General features: G+C 67.1%; 13 protein-coding genes. 4 read left to right on the top strand and 9 right to left on the bottom strand.

Annotation, left to right across the window (positions count from 1 at the left end):
• Positions 1-4 precede the first annotated feature (4 nt).
• From ABT061_RS29590 to ABT061_RS29575, 4 genes are read right to left on the bottom strand one after another with little or no spacing between them, the layout of a single operon-like run.
• Positions 5-856, bottom strand: a complete 852-nt coding sequence (locus tag ABT061_RS29590) for an ABC transporter permease (RefSeq protein ID WP_350924063.1) — start codon at positions 854-856, stop codon at positions 5-7.
• Positions 857-898: 42 nt separating this feature from the next.
• A complete protein-coding gene (locus ABT061_RS29585) occupies positions 899-2,128 on the bottom strand; it encodes a polyamine ABC transporter substrate-binding protein (RefSeq protein WP_350924061.1) in 1,230 nt (409 codons plus the stop codon).
• A 19-nt stretch (positions 2,129-2,147) separates the two neighbouring features.
• Complete coding sequence (locus ABT061_RS29580) at positions 2,148-3,293, bottom strand: ABC transporter ATP-binding protein (RefSeq protein ID WP_350924059.1); 1,146 nt, start codon at positions 3,291-3,293, stop codon at positions 2,148-2,150.
• A 25-nt stretch (positions 3,294-3,318) separates the two neighbouring features.
• The gene (locus tag ABT061_RS29575) at positions 3,319-4,776 is read right to left on the bottom strand and encodes a gamma-aminobutyraldehyde dehydrogenase (protein WP_350924057.1); all 1,458 of its coding nucleotides are present in this window, start codon (positions 4,774-4,776) and stop codon (positions 3,319-3,321) included.
• A 193-nt stretch (positions 4,777-4,969) separates the two neighbouring features.
• On the opposite strand from ABT061_RS29575, the gene ABT061_RS29570 reads away from it, so the two are divergent.
• A complete protein-coding gene (locus ABT061_RS29570) occupies positions 4,970-5,464 on the top strand; it encodes an Lrp/AsnC family transcriptional regulator (RefSeq protein ID WP_030906137.1) in 495 nt (164 codons plus the stop codon).
• A gap of 4 nt (positions 5,465-5,468) precedes the next feature.
• Here the strand turns inward: ABT061_RS29570 and ABT061_RS29565 are convergent, their stop codons facing one another.
• Positions 5,469-6,155: a DivIVA domain-containing protein gene (locus ABT061_RS29565; protein WP_350924054.1), complete on the bottom strand. Its 687-nt coding sequence runs from the start codon at positions 6,153-6,155 to the stop codon at positions 5,469-5,471.
• Between the two features lie 319 nt (positions 6,156-6,474).
• Complete coding sequence (locus ABT061_RS29560) at positions 6,475-9,234, bottom strand: glycosyl hydrolase family 95 catalytic domain-containing protein (RefSeq protein WP_350924052.1); 2,760 nt, start codon at positions 9,232-9,234, stop codon at positions 6,475-6,477.
• A gap of 797 nt (positions 9,235-10,031) precedes the next feature.
• Here ABT061_RS29560 and ABT061_RS29555 point away from each other — a divergent pair.
• Together ABT061_RS29555 and ABT061_RS29550 are read left to right on the top strand one after the other, a co-directional pair.
• Complete coding sequence (locus tag ABT061_RS29555; RefSeq protein WP_350924050.1) at positions 10,032-10,817, top strand: ATP-binding cassette domain-containing protein; 786 nt, start codon at positions 10,032-10,034, stop codon at positions 10,815-10,817.
• Positions 10,814-11,485, top strand: a complete 672-nt coding sequence (locus tag ABT061_RS29550; protein ID WP_350924048.1) for a hypothetical protein — start codon at positions 10,814-10,816, stop codon at positions 11,483-11,485. Before ABT061_RS29555 ends, ABT061_RS29550 begins: the two co-directional genes overlap by 4 nt.
• Before the next feature lie 315 nt (positions 11,486-11,800).
• On the opposite strand, the gene rlmN is transcribed toward ABT061_RS29550, so the two are convergent.
• Entirely contained in the window at positions 11,801-12,925 is a 1,125-nt protein-coding gene (gene rlmN, locus ABT061_RS29545) for a dual-specificity RNA methyltransferase RlmN (protein WP_350924045.1), read from the bottom strand.
• Positions 12,926-12,997: 72 nt separating this feature from the next.
• Between rlmN and ABT061_RS29540 the strand changes: the two genes are divergently transcribed.
• Positions 12,998-14,080 (top strand): suppressor of fused domain protein, encoded by a 1,083-nt coding sequence (locus ABT061_RS29540; protein ID WP_350924043.1) that lies wholly within the window; start codon positions 12,998-13,000, stop codon positions 14,078-14,080.
• Between the two features lie 6 nt (positions 14,081-14,086).
• On the opposite strand, the gene ABT061_RS29535 is transcribed toward ABT061_RS29540, so the two are convergent.
• Both ABT061_RS29535 and frr read right to left on the bottom strand, forming a co-directional pair.
• Positions 14,087-14,911: a phosphatidate cytidylyltransferase gene (locus tag ABT061_RS29535; protein ID WP_350924041.1), complete on the bottom strand. Its 825-nt coding sequence runs from the start codon at positions 14,909-14,911 to the stop codon at positions 14,087-14,089.
• A gap of 74 nt (positions 14,912-14,985) precedes the next feature.
• The gene (gene frr, locus ABT061_RS29530; RefSeq protein ID WP_343971771.1) at positions 14,986-15,543 is read right to left on the bottom strand and encodes a ribosome recycling factor; all 558 of its coding nucleotides are present in this window, start codon (positions 15,541-15,543) and stop codon (positions 14,986-14,988) included.
• Positions 15,544-15,713 lie beyond the last annotated feature (170 nt).

Below are 15,713 nucleotides of genomic sequence, written 5' to 3'. Positions count from 1 at the left end.
GGGCTCATCGGGCCGCCGCCTCCAGGACGTTCTCGGTGCCGAGCGCCTTGGCGTAGGCGAAGATGCCGATCAGCATCGCCGCCATCAGCGTGAACGACAGCGCGGCGGCGGTCGGGTAGTCGTTGTTGACCAGGTACTCGGTCTGGATGATGTTGCCGATCATCGTGTTCTCCGGGCCGCCGAGGATGCCGGCGTTGACGTAGTCCGCGGTCATCGGGACGAACGTCATCAGCACCCCGGCGAACACGCCGGGCAGCGAGAGCGGCAGCACGATCTTGGTGAACGCCTCACGCTTGGCCGCGTACAGGTCCTGGGCGGCCTCGACCACCTTGGGGTCCACCCGCTCCAGCGCGACGTAGATCGGCAGGATCATGAACGGCAGGTAGTTGTAGACCAGGCCGCCGATCACCGCGAACGTCGTCTGCAGCACGTGGAAGTCCTCGGGCAGCAGCCCTGCCGACTTGAGCGGCGAGAGCAGCATGCCGTCGTCGGCGAGCAGGAACCGCCAGGACACCGTGCGCAGCACGAACGAGACGAAGAACGGCAGCAGCACCAGCAGCAGGTAGGTGGACTTGCGGTTGCCGCCCTTGAACGCGATCCAGTAGGCCATCGGGTAGGCCAGCGCGATGGAGACGACGGTCGCGGCCAGACCGTACCCGGCCGAGCGCAGGAACTGGGTCTTGTACTGCACCAGGGCGTCGCCGTACACCGAGAAGTTGAACGTCTGGGCGAACCCGTTGACCACGTCGCCCTCCTGGGTGGAGACCGAGGCCATGAAGACCATCGGCACCACCAGGAAGATCGCCAGCCAGAGTCCGCCGGGCAGGATGAGCAGATAGGGGGCGAGGCGTTTCACCGGCCGCTTGCCCCTTCCCGACTGGTTCGCTCTCTCATCGGCCTAACCCTGCGTGATCGGCTGGAAGATGTCCTCGAAGACCTTCTCCTCACCCGGGTTCAGCTTCTTGTACGACCGCAGCTTGGCCATGTCCGTCTCCGAGGGGAAGATCATCGGGCTCTCGGCGATCTGCTCCAGCGCGGCCTTCTCCTTGCCGGTGGCCTTGGCGGCGTCGGCGAGGACCAGGTCCTTGGCGGAGGAGACCGGCGTGATGTAGTTGATGGACTCGACCAGCATCGTGGCGATCTTCGGCTGGTAGACGTAGTCCATGAAGGTCAGCGCGTCGACCGGGTTCTGCGAGGTCTTCGGGATGCACAGGTTGTCCGTCCAGATCGTGCCGCCCTCCTCGGGCACCACGAACCTCAGGTCCTTGCCCTCGGCGACCTGCTGGAAGATGTCACCCGACCAGGCCATGGTGATCCAGATGTCTCCCCTGGCGAGGGCGTCGACGTAGTCGTTCTCGTAGTACTTGCGCACCAGACCCGCGTCGCGCTGCTGCTTGAGCTTCTCCCCCGCCTTCTTCCAGTCGGCCTCGGTCGACTTGTCAGGGTCGATGCCCAGGGCGAACATGCCGAAGTTGGCGACCTCCTGGGTGTCGAGCATCATGCCGACCTTGCCCTTGTACTTGGGGTTCCAGAGGTCGGCGATGCTCTTGACCTCCTCCACGTACTTGGGGTTGTAGGCGATGCCGGTCAGGCCGCCCGCCCACGGGACCGTGTGGGCGTTGTTCGGGTCCCAGGTGGGGTTCTTGACCACGGAGCTGGCGTTGGCGGCGAAGTTCGGCAGCTTGGCGTGGTCCAGCGGGACGAGATAGCCCAGCGCGATGGCCTTGGACAGCTGCAGGCCGTTGGTCAGGACCATCAGGTCGTAGCCGATGTCGTTGTTGGCGGCGAGCAGCGGCTGGATCTTGCCGAAGAACGTGGGGATGTCCTGGATGGCCTCCGTGTAGGTCACCTTGATGCCGGTGTCGGCCTCGAACATCTCCAGGGACGGGTACCGCTTGCCGTCCTTGTCGATGTAGAGCGGCCAGTTGGCGAAGCGCAGCGTGCCGTTCTTCTTCTTGGAGCCCCAGTACTCGGCGACGGCGTCCTTCTGGGGCGCCTCCACCTTCTTGCCCTGCACGCCGCAGGCGGCGAGGGCCAGACCTGCGGCCGACATTCCCCCCAGGCGGAGGGCGTCACGGCGGGTGACGGAGCGGCTCTGCGTCATGCCACGCAGGAAGGCGGGGTTCATGCGGGAGTACATAGCGGACTCAACTTCCGATCGCGTACGAGTGGTGCGGCTGCCACGACAGCCAAACGGCGTCGCCACGCTCCGCCGTACTCGTGCTGTCGAGTGCGTTCTGCTGGAAGACGGTCACCTCTGCCCCCTGGGCCAGGCCGACCGTGTAGGAGTTGTAGAGCCCCAGGTAGACCACCTCGGAGACGACGCCTCGTACGACGCTGAGGTCTCCGGTGGGCTCCTCGGTGGAAATACTGATCTTCTCCGGGCGCACCGTGATCGCGATCGGTTCCCCGGCGGTGAACGATCCGCCTTCGGCGAGCACCTGGTCCTCATCGCCCAGCCTAAGCACCGCGAAACCGGACTGGAGGCGGTCGACGGTGCCGCTGAGCAGGTTGGACGTGCCGATGAATCCGGCCACGAAGGCGGTTGCCGGCCGCTCGTAGATCTCTCTCGGAGTGCCCAGCTGCTCGACCATGCCGTCGTTCATGACCGCGATGCGGTCACTCATGGTGAGCGCCTCGCTCTGGTCGTGGGTGACGTACACGAAGGTGATGCCGACCTCACGCTGGATGCGCTTGAGCTCGATCTGCATGGCCTGGCGGAGCTTGAGGTCGAGGGCGCCGAGCGGCTCGTCCAGCAGAAGCGCGCGGGGGTTGTTGACCAGGGCCCGTGCCAGGGCGACCCGCTGCTGCTGGCCCCCGGACATCTCACGGGGGCGGCGCTTCTCCCGCCCGGTGAGATCGACGATCTCCAGGATCTCGCCGACGCGGCGCTTGATCTCGGCCTCGGCCACCTTCTTGCGCCGCAGGCCGAAGGCGACGTTCTCCCAGACGTTCATGTGCGGGAAGAGGGCGTACGACTGGAAGACCATGTTGACGTCGCGCTTGTTGGGGGGGACGTTGGTGACATCCTGGCCGTGCAGCCGCACGTTGCCCCGCGACGGATCCTCAAACCCGGCGATCATGCGCATGGTGGTGGTCTTGCCGCAGCCCGAGGGGCCGAGGAGGGAGAAGAACTCCCCCTCGGCGATGGTCAGGGTGACACCCTTGACCGCCTGGACGACCTCGCCGTGGGAGACATACTCCTTGACGACCCCATCGAGTTCGATCGCGGGCATTTGGGGCGAGCGGGAGGCGGCGTCGGCCGCCTCCGCACCCACCTGGATTTCGGTCATGCCAGGCTTATCCCTCTGTTCGCGGCTATTCGCCGATGTAGTGCATGACGTGCTTGACGCGAAGGTAGTCGTGCAGGCCAAAAACGGACAAATCCTTGCCGTAACCGGAGTGCTTGAAGCCTCCGTGTGGCATTTCTGAGACGAATGGGATGTGAGTGTTGACCCAGACGACACCAAAGTCGAGACGGTTCGACACGCGCATCGCCCGGCCGTGGTCGGAGGTCCACACCGAGCCCGACAGGCCGTACCTGACGTCGTTGGCCTTGGCCACCGCGTCCGCCTCGTCGGAGAAGGTCTGGACCGTGATGACCGGCCCGAACACCTCGTTCTGCACCATCTCGTCGTCCTGCCTCAGGCCGTCGACGAGCGTGGGGGCGAAGAAGTAGCCCCGCTCGCCGACCCGGTTCCCGCCGGTCAGGACCTTGGCGTGACCGGGGACCCGGTCGAGGAAGCCGGTGACGCGGGCCAGCTGCTCGGCGTTGTTGAGCGGGCCGTACAGGGCCTCCGTGTCGGAGAGGTCGCCCGTCACGGTGTTCGCCACCGCCTCGGTGAGCGCGGCGACGAACTCGTCGTGGACCTCCTCGTGGACCAGCACGCGGCAGGCCGCGGTGCAGTCCTGGCCGGCGTTGTACAGGCCCGCGGTGGCGATCGACTCGGCGGCGGCCTTGAGGTCCTTGACGTCGTCGAACACGATGACGGGCGCCTTGCCGCCCAGCTCCAGGTGGACCCGCTTGAGGTCCTCGGCGGCGCTCTTGGCCACGGCCATGCCGGCGCCGACGGAACCGGTGATCGCGACCATCGACGCGGTCGGGTGGCCGACGACCAGCGCGCCGGTCTCCCGGTCGCCGACGACGACGTTGAAGACACCCTTCGGCAGGACCTCGCCGAGGATCTCGGCCAGCTTGACCGTGGAGACGGGAGTGGTGTCGGAGGGCTTGAGCACGACGGTGTTACCCGCGGCGAGCGCCGGGGCGATCTTCCAGACCGCCATCATCATCGGGTAGTTCCACGGCGTCACCTGGCCCACCACGCCGATCGGCTCGTGCCTGATGACCGAGGTGTGCTCGGCCAGGAACTCACCGGAGGTCGGCCCCTCCAGCGTGCGGGCGGCGCCGGCGAAGAAGCGGAAGTGGTCGGCGGCGACCGGGGTCTCGTCCTCGGCCATCCGGGCGCGCGGCTTGCCGGTGTTGAGGCACTCGGCCTCGTTCAGCTCCTCGGCCCGCGCCTCGATCGCGTCGGCCACCTTCAGGAGCAGGTTGGCGCGCTCGCCCGGAGTGGCCTGACTCCACGACTCGAACGCGGCGGCAGCGGCGGCGTAGGCGGCGTCGACGTCCTCCTGTCCGGAGATGGGAGCACTAAGGTAGATCTCTCCGGTGCAGGGGTCGATGACGTCGGAGAACCGGCCGCTCCGGGCCTCCACGAGCTCACCGTTGACGTAGTTTCTCAGGCGGGGGAGCTCACTGGTCTCAACCGGGGTGGTCACCGTCGGCCTCCTATGGATCGGGGCTGAGTTGTCGCGACTCTTACAGAGCAAGAACCGTACGACAAGGGATTTCGTTGTTAAGATACCAAATTGCTACGAAATCGCTTGACAGATGGCCCGAAACTGACAGCATGTCGCATCGGAGCCGCAACACGCCGGAAACAGCCCCGCAATATGACGCCAGGGAGCGCGGATGACGACGCCGCCCAAGGTACGCCGTGACAACGACGCCAGGTCAGGCCCCGTCGTCCTCGACGAGATCTCCAAGCAGATCATCGAACAGCTGCAGGCGGACGGGCGCAAGCCCTATGCCGCCATCGGCAAGGCCGTGGGGTTGTCCGAGGCCGCGGTACGCCAGCGGGTCCAGCGCCTGATCGACGCGGGGGTCATGCAGATCGTCGCGGTGACCGACCCGTTGACCCTGGGTTTCTCCCGCCAGGCCATGATCGGCATCAAGTGCGAGGGCGACCTGGAGATCGTGGCCAACGAACTGTCGGCCATAAAAGAGATCGACTACGTGGTGCTGACCGCCGGGTCGCTCGACATCATGGTCGAGGTCGTCTGCGAGAGCGACCAGCACCTCCTGGAGATCCTCGGCAAGATCCGGGCCATCCCCACGGTCCGCGCCACCGAGACCTTCGTCTACCTCAAGCTTCACAAGCAGACCTACTCCTGGGGCACCCGCTGACACCTCAACGGCCGAGGTGGGCCTCAAGGACGTCCGCCAGGTCGGCGAGGAACTCGTCGACCTCGCCGACCGCGTAGCCCGGCCTCAGCAGCACCGTGGCGAACCTCGCTCCGCGCACGTCATCGGGGGTGAGGGGCTGGTCGGTGGTGCCGCGCAGGGTGGCCACGATCCGGTCGAGGAAGGTGTCGACCTGGTCCTCGTTGTAGCCCATGCCGAGCCGTCCGGGTCTGAAGGCGGCCCGCTCGACCCGGACGGCGTGCTCCTCGATCTCATCGGCGCCGAGCGGTTCCGGCAGCCCGCCGGCCACCGGCTCCCACACGGCCCGGACGACGGCCGCCGGTTCCCGCTCGGCCGCTCCCGGATGCCGGGTGACCGCCGCCGGTTCCCGCTCGGCGGCCCCCGGATCCCGGAGCGGCGGTTCAGCGCGCTGTGCCCACTCCTGTTCCTGGGGCGCGGTCGGCCAGGGCACGGGTTGCCGGCGCGCGGGAACGATCGGACGCCCGTCCGCCCCGGTGGGCCGGGTCTCGATCGCCACGATGAAGGCCTCCAGCGCGAAGTCGACGGCGATCTCGTGGTAGCCGCCGAGCTTCGTGCGGAAACGGGCCTCGCGGATCTCGTCCGCGGTGATCGGCTCCCCCTCCGGGGCGCCCCTGCCGAGGGTGCCCTCGATTCGGCGGACCAGCAGATCCACCTGATCAGGGTCATATCCCGTACGCACCCCGAGAACCCGTGGAAAGCGGTTCAACCCCGCATCCTTTCGCATCTCCCCGATTGGCCCTTTACCCGATGCATCCATTCTGAAGGGAGTCACCGGACAAAAGCGAGACGTCAGGAGCGGGCGCGGATCCGGGCGTTCCGGCGGGTGCCGAGCCCCGCGGAAACGGCCTCGGCACCCGGCGAGGTCGGATAACCCCGCGAGGACGACGGCAGCCGAGCCCGACAGATCGGGTAACCGGCGGGAATGACGAAAACCGAGCCCACCGAACTCGGTTTCCGCAAAATCAGCTGATTTAGTTATTTATCAGGTCGAACTGCTCCCAGGGACCGACCGCGTCGCGGTTGGCGATCAGCGCCTGGGCTCCGCCGCCCTCGGCGCACACGAACTTGCCGTTGACCTGAGCCTTGAGGCTGACCGAGCCGTCCGGGTTGGTGCTGAGCTGGAAGGTCTCCCAAGGCCCGGCGGAGGGGCGGTTGGCGATCAGCGCCTGAGCTCCGGCGCCCTCGGCGGCCACGAACTGATTGTTGATCTTCGCCCGGAGAGCCACGTTGCCGTTGCCCAGATCGACGCGGTCGAACTGCTGCGCCGTCCCGTTGGACGTCCCGTTCGCGATCAGCGGCGAGCCGCTGGAGGCGGTGACGTAGAGACCGTTGGCCTTGGAACGCAGGCTGATCGTCCTGGTGCCGGTCGTACCCCCCGGGAGACCCAGGGTGGAGGCGGTGCCGCTCAGCGCCTTGACGCCCTGGTTGGCTGATCCGGTCAGCATCGTCGAGGCGTAACCGCTCAGTGGCTTGGCGGTCCGCTCCACGACGTACACGGTGTTGGCGGCGGTGGCGAAGGAGACCTCGCCGGCGGAGACGGTGGTCAGGACGGCGTTGTCGGAGGCGCGGCGCACCCGGATCTGCTGGGTGCCCCAGGGGTTGACCACCGTGGCCTGCTTGCCGTGCAGGCTCCTGAGCCCGACGTACTTGATCTCCCCGGCCTCGCGCTCGGAGCTGACCTGGAAGCCGTCCTTGGCCAGGAGAGTGAACTTGCCGACGAAGGAGGAGTCGCCCGGCACCGCCGGGAACACCCTGATCTTGTCGTTGTAGCTCTGCATGAGCGACTCGTTCAGCGCCGACAGGTGCACGCCGAGATACTCGAAGACGCCGTTGGTGTTGGTGGTCATGCCGTTGGGGTGGTTCTGGTACTTCTGCAGCATCGTCTTCATGCCCTGGTAGGCCTGGTCACCGAGACCGAGACGGGCCGCCTGGACCGCGTCGTTGGACCAGACGTTGCCGTAGGGGAACGGCCGCTGGTTCCAGGTGTTCACCGCGGTCTGGTAGTCGGGGTAGCCGATGCCGGTGATGTTGTACGGCCAGATCAGCTCGGAGGCGACGTTCTCGTTGTTCCTCGTCTGTGAGATCGGCGGCTGGTGCGGCTGGTAGGCACCGTTGACCACGGAGTAGGCGGTCAGGTTGTTCAGGATGTTCTGCCAGTCGGCACGCAGGCCGCTGTCGAGACCGAGCTGCTGGCTGACCTGGATCGTCAGCGGGAAGATACTGCGCACCGCGGCCAGGTCGGTGATCGCGTTGCGGACGTTCCAGTACGTCTCGTGGGAGTTGGAGTTGGCCATGTAGTACTTGCCGGTCGGCCCGTCGAAGGACAGCAGGCCCTTGTAGAGCTTCGCGGTCTCCCGCATGTACGGGTACGCCACGTCCCGCAGGTAGTTCGCGTCGTTGGTGTAGCGGTACTGCAGGTACATGTTGTGGGCGGCCTGGTAGCCGGTCGTCAGGATGTTCTTGGTGTAGTCGCTGTTGATCGTGCCGCGCGCGTTGCCGTCCCAGCCCATGGTCTCGGGCACCCACAGGGCGTCGATCCCGTACCTCGTCGTCGTGTACGACTTCAGCGCGTTGTAATTACGGCTGTAGAGCCGGTTGAAGGTGTTCATCAGGTCGGTGTGGTTGGAGGCCAGGAAGGAGTTGTAGACGTCTCGCTGGTTCCAGTACCAGTAGGCGTTGCTCCACTTGGAGTTGTCCTGCGTGGCGCGGAAGACCCCGTTGATGAAGTGCAGCGGGTAGTCGCCGTAGCCGCCCGCGGCGATCATGTACGTGCTGAGGTAGTAGACGTTCTCCATGTAGTCCGCGTCGCGGGAGGAGTTGGAGTACTGGACGAACGACTTGGCCCAGAACGCGTGCCACCAGTTGCGGTAGTTGTTGAACGTGTTGGCGTAGCCGGTGTTCTTGACCGAGGTGAGCTGGCTGCGGGCCTGGGCGACCGAGTCTCGGTTGGGGGCGTTGATCCGGCTGGCGGCGGTGAACCAGATCGTGTAGCTGGAGGTGGGTGTGATGTTCAGCCGTACCCTCCTGCCGTCCACGACCTGGGTGGTGAAGTTCGCGCCCTCGACGGTGGCGGCCATGGTGTAGCCGAAGCCGCCTGCGTCGGTCTGGCCTCTGCTGAATCCGGCCACCCCGGCGTCGGAGAAGGTGGAGATCGTCCGCCAGGTGTTCAGGTCGGGCACGTCCGCGATGTTCTGGACGGTGGCCGGGTCCCACATGCTGAGGTCGAACGCCACGTTGGATATGCCGCCCCGGGTGTCCTCGACGTGGATGCCCATGACCTCGGAGTTCGGTGACCCCATCACGGTCACGGTCCGGTTGGAGTCGTACTTGGTGGTCAGCGTCCCGTCGTACAGCGACAGTCGCTGCTGGAAGGTCGTGTACCCGGTGTCCATGGCCGGGCTGGTGCTGAGGTTCGCCAGGCCCGCCGCGTAGGTCGACTGCGGCGACAGGTCCACCCCCGACACCTGCATCGTCAGCCCGTTCTGGTTCCAGGCCATGGCCCCGGTGCGGCCGTTGCCGACGGTCAGGCCCTGGATCGGGTTGGTGTTGGGGCGGTTGTAGACGATGTCGTGCTTCGACAGGTACGACCCGTAGTCGACCTTCAGAACCCCGGCCGTCTGGTCGAAGGCCGTGTCACCCGGTGCCGCCCACGCCGGCGCGGCCATGCCGACCGAGGCCAGGCATGTCACGAGGAACCACACGAGTAAGAGGCGTACTGGTTTTCTCGACATGATCTTCCTTAATCGCCACCGGGGACGGCGGCCACGCCGCCCCGCCTTGACCAAGCGCGCGACTCACCCACCTACGTGCCGGCGCCTCCGCCGGGTGAGAGCGGGTCGCTTGGGCGGGACGTTCCGGTGAGCGGGTGACGTGCTGCAGGGGAGCACTCCGGGAGTCAGTGAGCCGCCGCCGGCAATCGGCGACCGACGGCGGCTCCTTGACTTCCCCGTAGGTGCAGATCCGTCACCAGGACGACTGCCATCACAAAGTGGAACCTTGCTTCACAGTTGGTAGATCGGACCTGTCAGCCGTAGTTAACATCGGATGTCTAGATACGTCAAGACGTGAAATATCCCCCTTGGATGGGAAAAGCTGGCCAGATACTCACAGCAAGTCGCCGACCAGGCCATACTTTGGCCACCTCGGCCAGAAACCACCGGGTGCCGCAAATAAATACATCCGATGTATCGAGATCATCGTGCGTGAATCGCACGTAACACCCACGACCTACTGCCACTTTCGCCGGCTCGCGGGAATCTTTTGGGGTCTCCGCCATCCAGCAGCTCGGCGCGGCAGGAGGCTTCACGACAGCCGCCACGGAGGACGCGGACGCAGGCCAGTCACGACCTCCAGCGTGGAGAGCGGCAGCGCGCACGTCGGGGCGAACGCGGTGGACGGCAACGCGACCACCCGCTGAGGCAGCGCCTACGCAGACCCGCAGTGGATCACCGTTGACCCGGGCGCCACCCGCTCCATCAACCGGGTCCGGCGGATGATCGCGGTATGGTTGCGGCTTATGCGGCTCTCCATGCTGTCCTTCCGATACTCACGGCGCAGCCCCTGGATCCTGCGGGATGTCGAGCTCACGCTCCGTCCCGGCTCCGTCATCGAGGTCACCGGCCGCAACGGCGCAGGAAAGTCGACGCTGCTGCGGCTGATGGCGGGGTTCGTCCCCCCGTCCCGGGGCTCGATCACCGACCGGCCCGACGTCGTCGGCTACGCCCCCGACGTGTTCCCGGTGGACCAGCCGTTCACCGTCGCCGCCTACCTGACCCACATGTCCAGGATCCGGGGCATCTCCTCCACCTCCGCCGCCGGGGACCTGGCGGGACGGCTGAACGCGACCCACCTGCTGGACCAGCCGCTCGGCGACCTGTCCAAGGGCAGCGCGCAGAAGATCGGACTCATCCAGTCGCTGCTGGCCCCGCCGGACCTGCTGATCCTGGACGAGCCCTTCGCCGGGCTCGACGAGCAGACCCGCACCGAACTTCCCGTGATCATCGAAGAGATCGCCGCACGCGGCGGGACGGTCGTGGTCAGCGACCACCAGAAGCAACTCCAGGACTTCCCCGGCGCCGAGCACTGGCTCGTCGCGGACGGCAACGTCACCGTCGGCACCCACGCCCCCTCCCCGCCCGTTCTCTCCCCCCGAGACACCTACGAAGAACCGCGACCGCTTCCCCTGGTTCCCCGGAAGGCCTCGGAAGGATCGTCCCGGCAGGTGGTCATCGAGGTGATCGTGGACGTCGGCGACGCCGACGAGGTGGAACAGAAGCTCCGCGCCGACGGCTACCTCACCAGGCGGTCATCATGATCCATCTCGCGCGTTTCAAGCTCTCCGCCTACGCCCGATCGCACCGGCTGTTCCAGCCGATGATCGGGCTCCTGATGATGCTGGCCATCTTCTACTCCACGCTGACCCCGCCCGGCAAGGAGCTGTCCGCCTACGCCGACTCGGCCGGACTGCTGATCCTCGTCTTCGCCTGGGCCGCACGGGGACTGCTCGACACCGAGCCCCCGACGCAACGGCTGATCTCCATGACGGCGGCCGGACGGCCGGGCCGCGAGATCGGGGCCGGGCTGCTCGCCGCGCTGACGGTCAACCTCGGCATGGCGACGATCGCGATCGGGCTCCCGCTGATCCACGGCTTCGCCGCCATGCCCGCACCCGCCGACCTGGCAAGCGGTATCACGCTGCACGTGCTCGGCGTGAGCGCCGGGACCGCGCTGGGCGCGCTGACCAGCCGGCCGATCCTGGCCTCCCCCGCGGTCTCGATGCTCGCCCTCTTCGGCGGCTACCTGGCCCTGCTGCTGATCAGCCTGACTCCCGTGGGCCGCCTCTCGGTGCCGATCATGCCCTGGATGCGCGCCGCCAACGACGGCCTGCTCGACACGGTCCTCCTCCCTATCTCCGCCGCCACCCTCTTCTGGACCGCCGCGAGCCTCGCCCTCTACGTGCGCCTCCGCCGCCTGAACCCCTGAACGACTACCGAGCTTCGACTCGTGGCGTTTGGCGGCATGCTTTTCTCGACGCTTGGTCCGGATAGGCCGTGACCGCATGCGTGACGTGACATCGAGCGTGGACATGCCGGGCGGGGTGGGGATCCATCCGGGTCAGGCCGGGCCGCACGGCGATGCGCTGACCGGATCGACATGGCCGTCACCAGGTCCGAACGAGCCGCGCCGCGCCGGACGACGATGCGGCGGGGAGCGCGGACGGGAGAGGAGCGCCGCCCGGCGGGAGTGCGCCGGGCGGCGGTCGGCGCCTCGGGGGCGCAGCCGTAAGGAAAAGGGGGGTTACTCGGCGGCGGCGAGCTGGCCGCAGGCGCCGTCGATCTCGCGGCCGCGGGTGTCGCGGACCGTCACCGGCACACCGTGGAACTCCAGGCGCCGGACGAAGGCCCGCTCGTCCTGGGGCCGGGAGGCGGTCCACTTGGAACCCGGGGTCGGGTTGAGCGGGATCAGGTTGACGTGCACGAGCTTGTTCTTGATCAGCTTGCCGAGCAGGTCGGCCCGCCACTCCTGGTCGTTGATGTCCTTGATCAGCGCGTACTCGATGGAGACCCGGCGCTTGGTCCTGGCCGCGTAGTCCCAGGCCGCGTCGAGGACCTCGGCGACCTTCCACCGGGTGTTGATCGGCACCAGGGTGTCGCGGAGCTCGTCGTCGGGAGCGTGCAGCGAGAGCGCCAGCGTCACCGGCAGCCCCTCCCCGGCGAGCTTGCCGATCGCCGGAACCAGGCCGACCGTGGAGACGGTGATGCCCCGGGCGGAGATGCCCAGGCCGTCGGGCGCGGGCTCGACCATGCGGCGGACGGCGCCGACCACGGCCTTGTAGTTGGCCAGCGGCTCGCCCATGCCCATGAAGACCACGTTGCTGACCCGCCCGGGACCGCCGGGAACCTCACCGGCGGCCAGCGCCCGCGCTCCGGCGACGACCTGCTCGACGATCTCGGCGGTGGTCATGTTGCGGGTCAGGCCCGCCTGTCCGGTGGCGCAGAACGGGCAGTTCATGCCACAGCCCGCCTGCGAGGACACGCACATGGTCGTGCGGTCGCTGTAGCGCATCAGGACCGACTCGACCAGCGCGCCGTCGAAGAGCCGCCACAGCGTCTTACGGGTGGTGCCGGCGTCGGTGGTCATCTCCCGGACGGAGGTCAGCAGGCTGGGGAAGAACGCGGCGGCGAACTTCTCCCTGGCGGCGGCCGGAAGATCCGTCATCAGCGCGGGGTCGCCGTTGAGCTTCTCGAAGTAGTGCCGGGAGAGCTGGTCGGCACGGAACGGCTTCTCGCCCAGCTCGGCGACCGCCGCCCGGCGCTCAGCCATGGTCAGGTCGGCCAGGTGACGGGCGGGCTTGGCCCGGCGCGGCGCCACAAAGGTGAGCTGGCCGGGTACGGGGGTCCCGGACGGGCTGGCAGTCGACACGTCCAATGCCTTCTCTCGACGGTTACGCGAATACTCGAAGCGGTGCCCGACCGTAATCTAGAGTCCGGAGGTATGGCGACAAACCGCCCCACAGGAGAGCGGGGAGACGGCGTCGAGGTCGTGCTCACCGACGTCAATCCCTACGGGAGCCGCACCCTGGTGGTCGAACGCGACGAGACTTCCTCGGTAGCTTACCTGTGCGGGTCGCAGGGGGAAGTGCACGGAGCCGTCTGGCTGGCCAATCACGGCCCCGCTCCCGAGGGGCTCGACCAGGACCGCCTGGACTCCGCACTCCCGCCGACCGCCCCCAGGGCGAACACCCGGCACCCTGACGGCAGAGGCCCCCTGGGCACGCTGCGGGCGCTGTGGTTCGAGGAGGGCGACGGCGTCGCCCTGTACGAGAACGAAGAGCTGCTCGCGGTCATTCCCGGCTGGGCGGACATGCACCGGGGAATGCCCGGCTACTGCCGCGACGCGCTGGGCGAGTCCCCGCTCGCCTGGTCGCTGGAGGAGGCCCATGACGGCCTGGCCTCCCGGATCGCCAAGGCCCGCGCCTACTGGGAATGGCGAGGCGGCGACGGCGCCTGGGCGTCGTTCCAGCAGTTCGTGATGGGCCATCTGGACCGCGGGGTCGGCACCGCGGGCCGGTTCTGGGACGCCGGGGGCGAGCGGATGCCCACGGTGGGCATCACCGAGCGACCGCCGGAGCGGGGCAGGGAGTACACGATCCTGTCCACCGTCGGGATGAGCTGCCAGCGGATGCCCACCGTCGAGCAGTACATCGACCGGCCCGACGCCTACGCCCGGGTGGAGCTCGCCGTCGCCTCCCCCGGCGACGCCCGTGACGCGGCCCGGCTCTTCCTGTGGCTGGGACAGTACCCCTGGCACTCGGTCACCTGGCTGGGCCACGGCCACACCGCCAGGTGGTACCACCGGCCGGAGACCTTCCCGCTCGGCTCCGCCTACGGCGGGATCATGATGCTGACCGGGCTGCCGGGGCTGCCCGACCTGTCGGGCTTCTCCTTCGGCGGGGACTCCGTCCAGTGGCTCTGGCTCATCCCGATCACGCCGGACGAGCTGAACCTGGTCTCGGCCGAGGGCTACCGGGCGGTACTTCCGCGCCTGTCGGCGACCAGGCTCACCGGGACGAGATGAGCCTCTTCACAGCAGCAGGGTGAACAGCACCCAGACCGGAATCAGCGCCACGACGAGGGAGTCGAGGCGGTCCATCATGCCACCGTGGCCGGGGAGCACGCTGCTCATGTCCTTGACGCCGAGGTCGCGCTTGATCACCGACTCGACCAGGTCACCGAGGGTGGCGAAGACCACCACGACCGCGCCGATGAGGACACCCTTCCAGATGTCGTCCTTCAGCAGCCACGCCACCAGCCAGCCGCCCACGGCCATGCAGGCCAGTGCCGACCCGGCGAAGCCCTCCCAGGTCTTCTTCGGACTGATCGTCGGGGACATCTTGTGCCTGCCAAGGGATATCCCAGCGAAATATCCACCGATGTCGCTCGCGACCGTGGTGGCGATGAAGACGAGCACCAGGTCCGCGCCCTTGGTCGGGTGGGCGAGAAGCAGCGCCACGAACCCCGCGAGCAGGGAGGGATAGACAACGACCAGGATGGTCGCGGTGATGTCGCGGACGTAGTTCTCGGTGCCCAGGAACATCCGCCAGATCATCAACACCAGCACGGTCATCGCGAAGACGCCGACCAGCCAGGCGGGCCCGCCCCAGTAGGCGCCGGTCAGCATGGCGGCCATGCCGGCCAGAACCGGGATCAGCGGGATCCTGATGTCTCTGGCCTCGAACGACCTGACCAGCTCCGTCACTCCGACGCCCACCGCCGCGATCACCACGACGAGGAAGAGCACCTTTACGAAGTAGAGGGAGGCTATGGTGACCGCCGCCAGGGCGAGACCTACCGCCACCGCAGCGGGGAGATTCCGGCCGGTACGGCTACTGCCCGCCACGGGTTCCACAGGGGGTCCTACTTTCATACATACACAAAATCCTTGTCCCGCACGGAGCCCCCGCGCGGGACAAGGATCATGGATCAAACCTCAAGCAGCTCAGATTCCTTGTGCTTGAGCAGCTCGTCAATCTTGGCGACATGCTTCTGGGTGAGGTCGTCAAGCTCCTTCTCCGCCCGGCGTACCTCATCCTCACCGGCCTCGCCATCCTTGACCAGCTTGTCCAGGATCTCCTTGGCATTACGACGAATGTTACGGATGGAGACCTTGGAGTGCTCCGCCTTGTTCCTGGCGACCTTGATGTACTCCTTGCGGCGCTCCTCCGACAGCTCGGGGAAGGCCACCCGAATCACCGCTCCGTCGTTACCAGGGTTCACACCGAGGTCCGAGTTGCGGATCGCCTTCTCGATCGCGGCCATCGAGCTCTTGTCAAAAGGCTGGATGATGACCATGCGCGCCTCGGGCACGTGGAACGAGGCAAGCTGCTGAATGGGGGTGGGCGTCCCGTAGTACTCAGCGCTGATCTTGTTGAACATCGACGGGGTGACCCGACCGGTGCGGATGCCTGCGAAGTCTTCCTTCGCCACCGACACGGCCTTGTCCATCTTTTCCTCGGCTTCGAGGAGAGTATCGTCGATCACAGCGGCTCCCTGTCTTCTCGGTCACTCACCATCCTCGCTCACTTCGCGGCACGCACCTACCTCACGCACCACTCCGCTCGCTACGTCGGGCTCGCTCCCTGTCTCCTGGTCACTCACCACTCCTCACTCACTTCGCGGCACGCACCTACCTCACGCACCACTCCGCTCGC

This window comes from Streptosporangium sp. NPDC002544, from assembly GCF_040295965.1.
In the GTDB taxonomy this organism is placed as follows: Bacteria; Actinomycetota; Actinomycetes; order Streptosporangiales; family Streptosporangiaceae; genus Streptosporangium.
This window is presented reverse-complemented; position numbering and strand designations above follow the sequence as displayed.

What these genes read in the sequence shown, in the direction of transcription:
- ABT061_RS29570 (WP_030906137.1), top strand. Translation starts at nt 4,970, where the DNA reads ATGACGACGCCGCCCAAGGTACGCCGTGACAACGACGCCAGGTCAGGC.
- ABT061_RS29560 (WP_350924052.1), bottom strand. Translation starts at nt 9,234, where the DNA reads ATGTCGAGAAAACCAGTACGCCTCTTACTCGTGTGGTTCCTCGTGACA.
- ABT061_RS29580 (WP_350924059.1), bottom strand. Translation starts at nt 3,293, where the DNA reads ATGACCGAAATCCAGGTGGGTGCGGAGGCGGCCGACGCCGCCTCCCGC.
- ABT061_RS29555 (WP_350924050.1), top strand. Translation starts at nt 10,032, where the DNA reads ATGCTGTCCTTCCGATACTCACGGCGCAGCCCCTGGATCCTGCGGGAT.
- ABT061_RS29540 (WP_350924043.1), top strand. Translation starts at nt 12,998, where the DNA reads ATGGCGACAAACCGCCCCACAGGAGAGCGGGGAGACGGCGTCGAGGTC.
- ABT061_RS29550 (WP_350924048.1), top strand. Translation starts at nt 10,814, where the DNA reads ATGATCCATCTCGCGCGTTTCAAGCTCTCCGCCTACGCCCGATCGCAC.
- ABT061_RS29585 (WP_350924061.1), bottom strand. Translation starts at nt 2,128, where the DNA reads ATGAACCCCGCCTTCCTGCGTGGCATGACGCAGAGCCGCTCCGTCACC.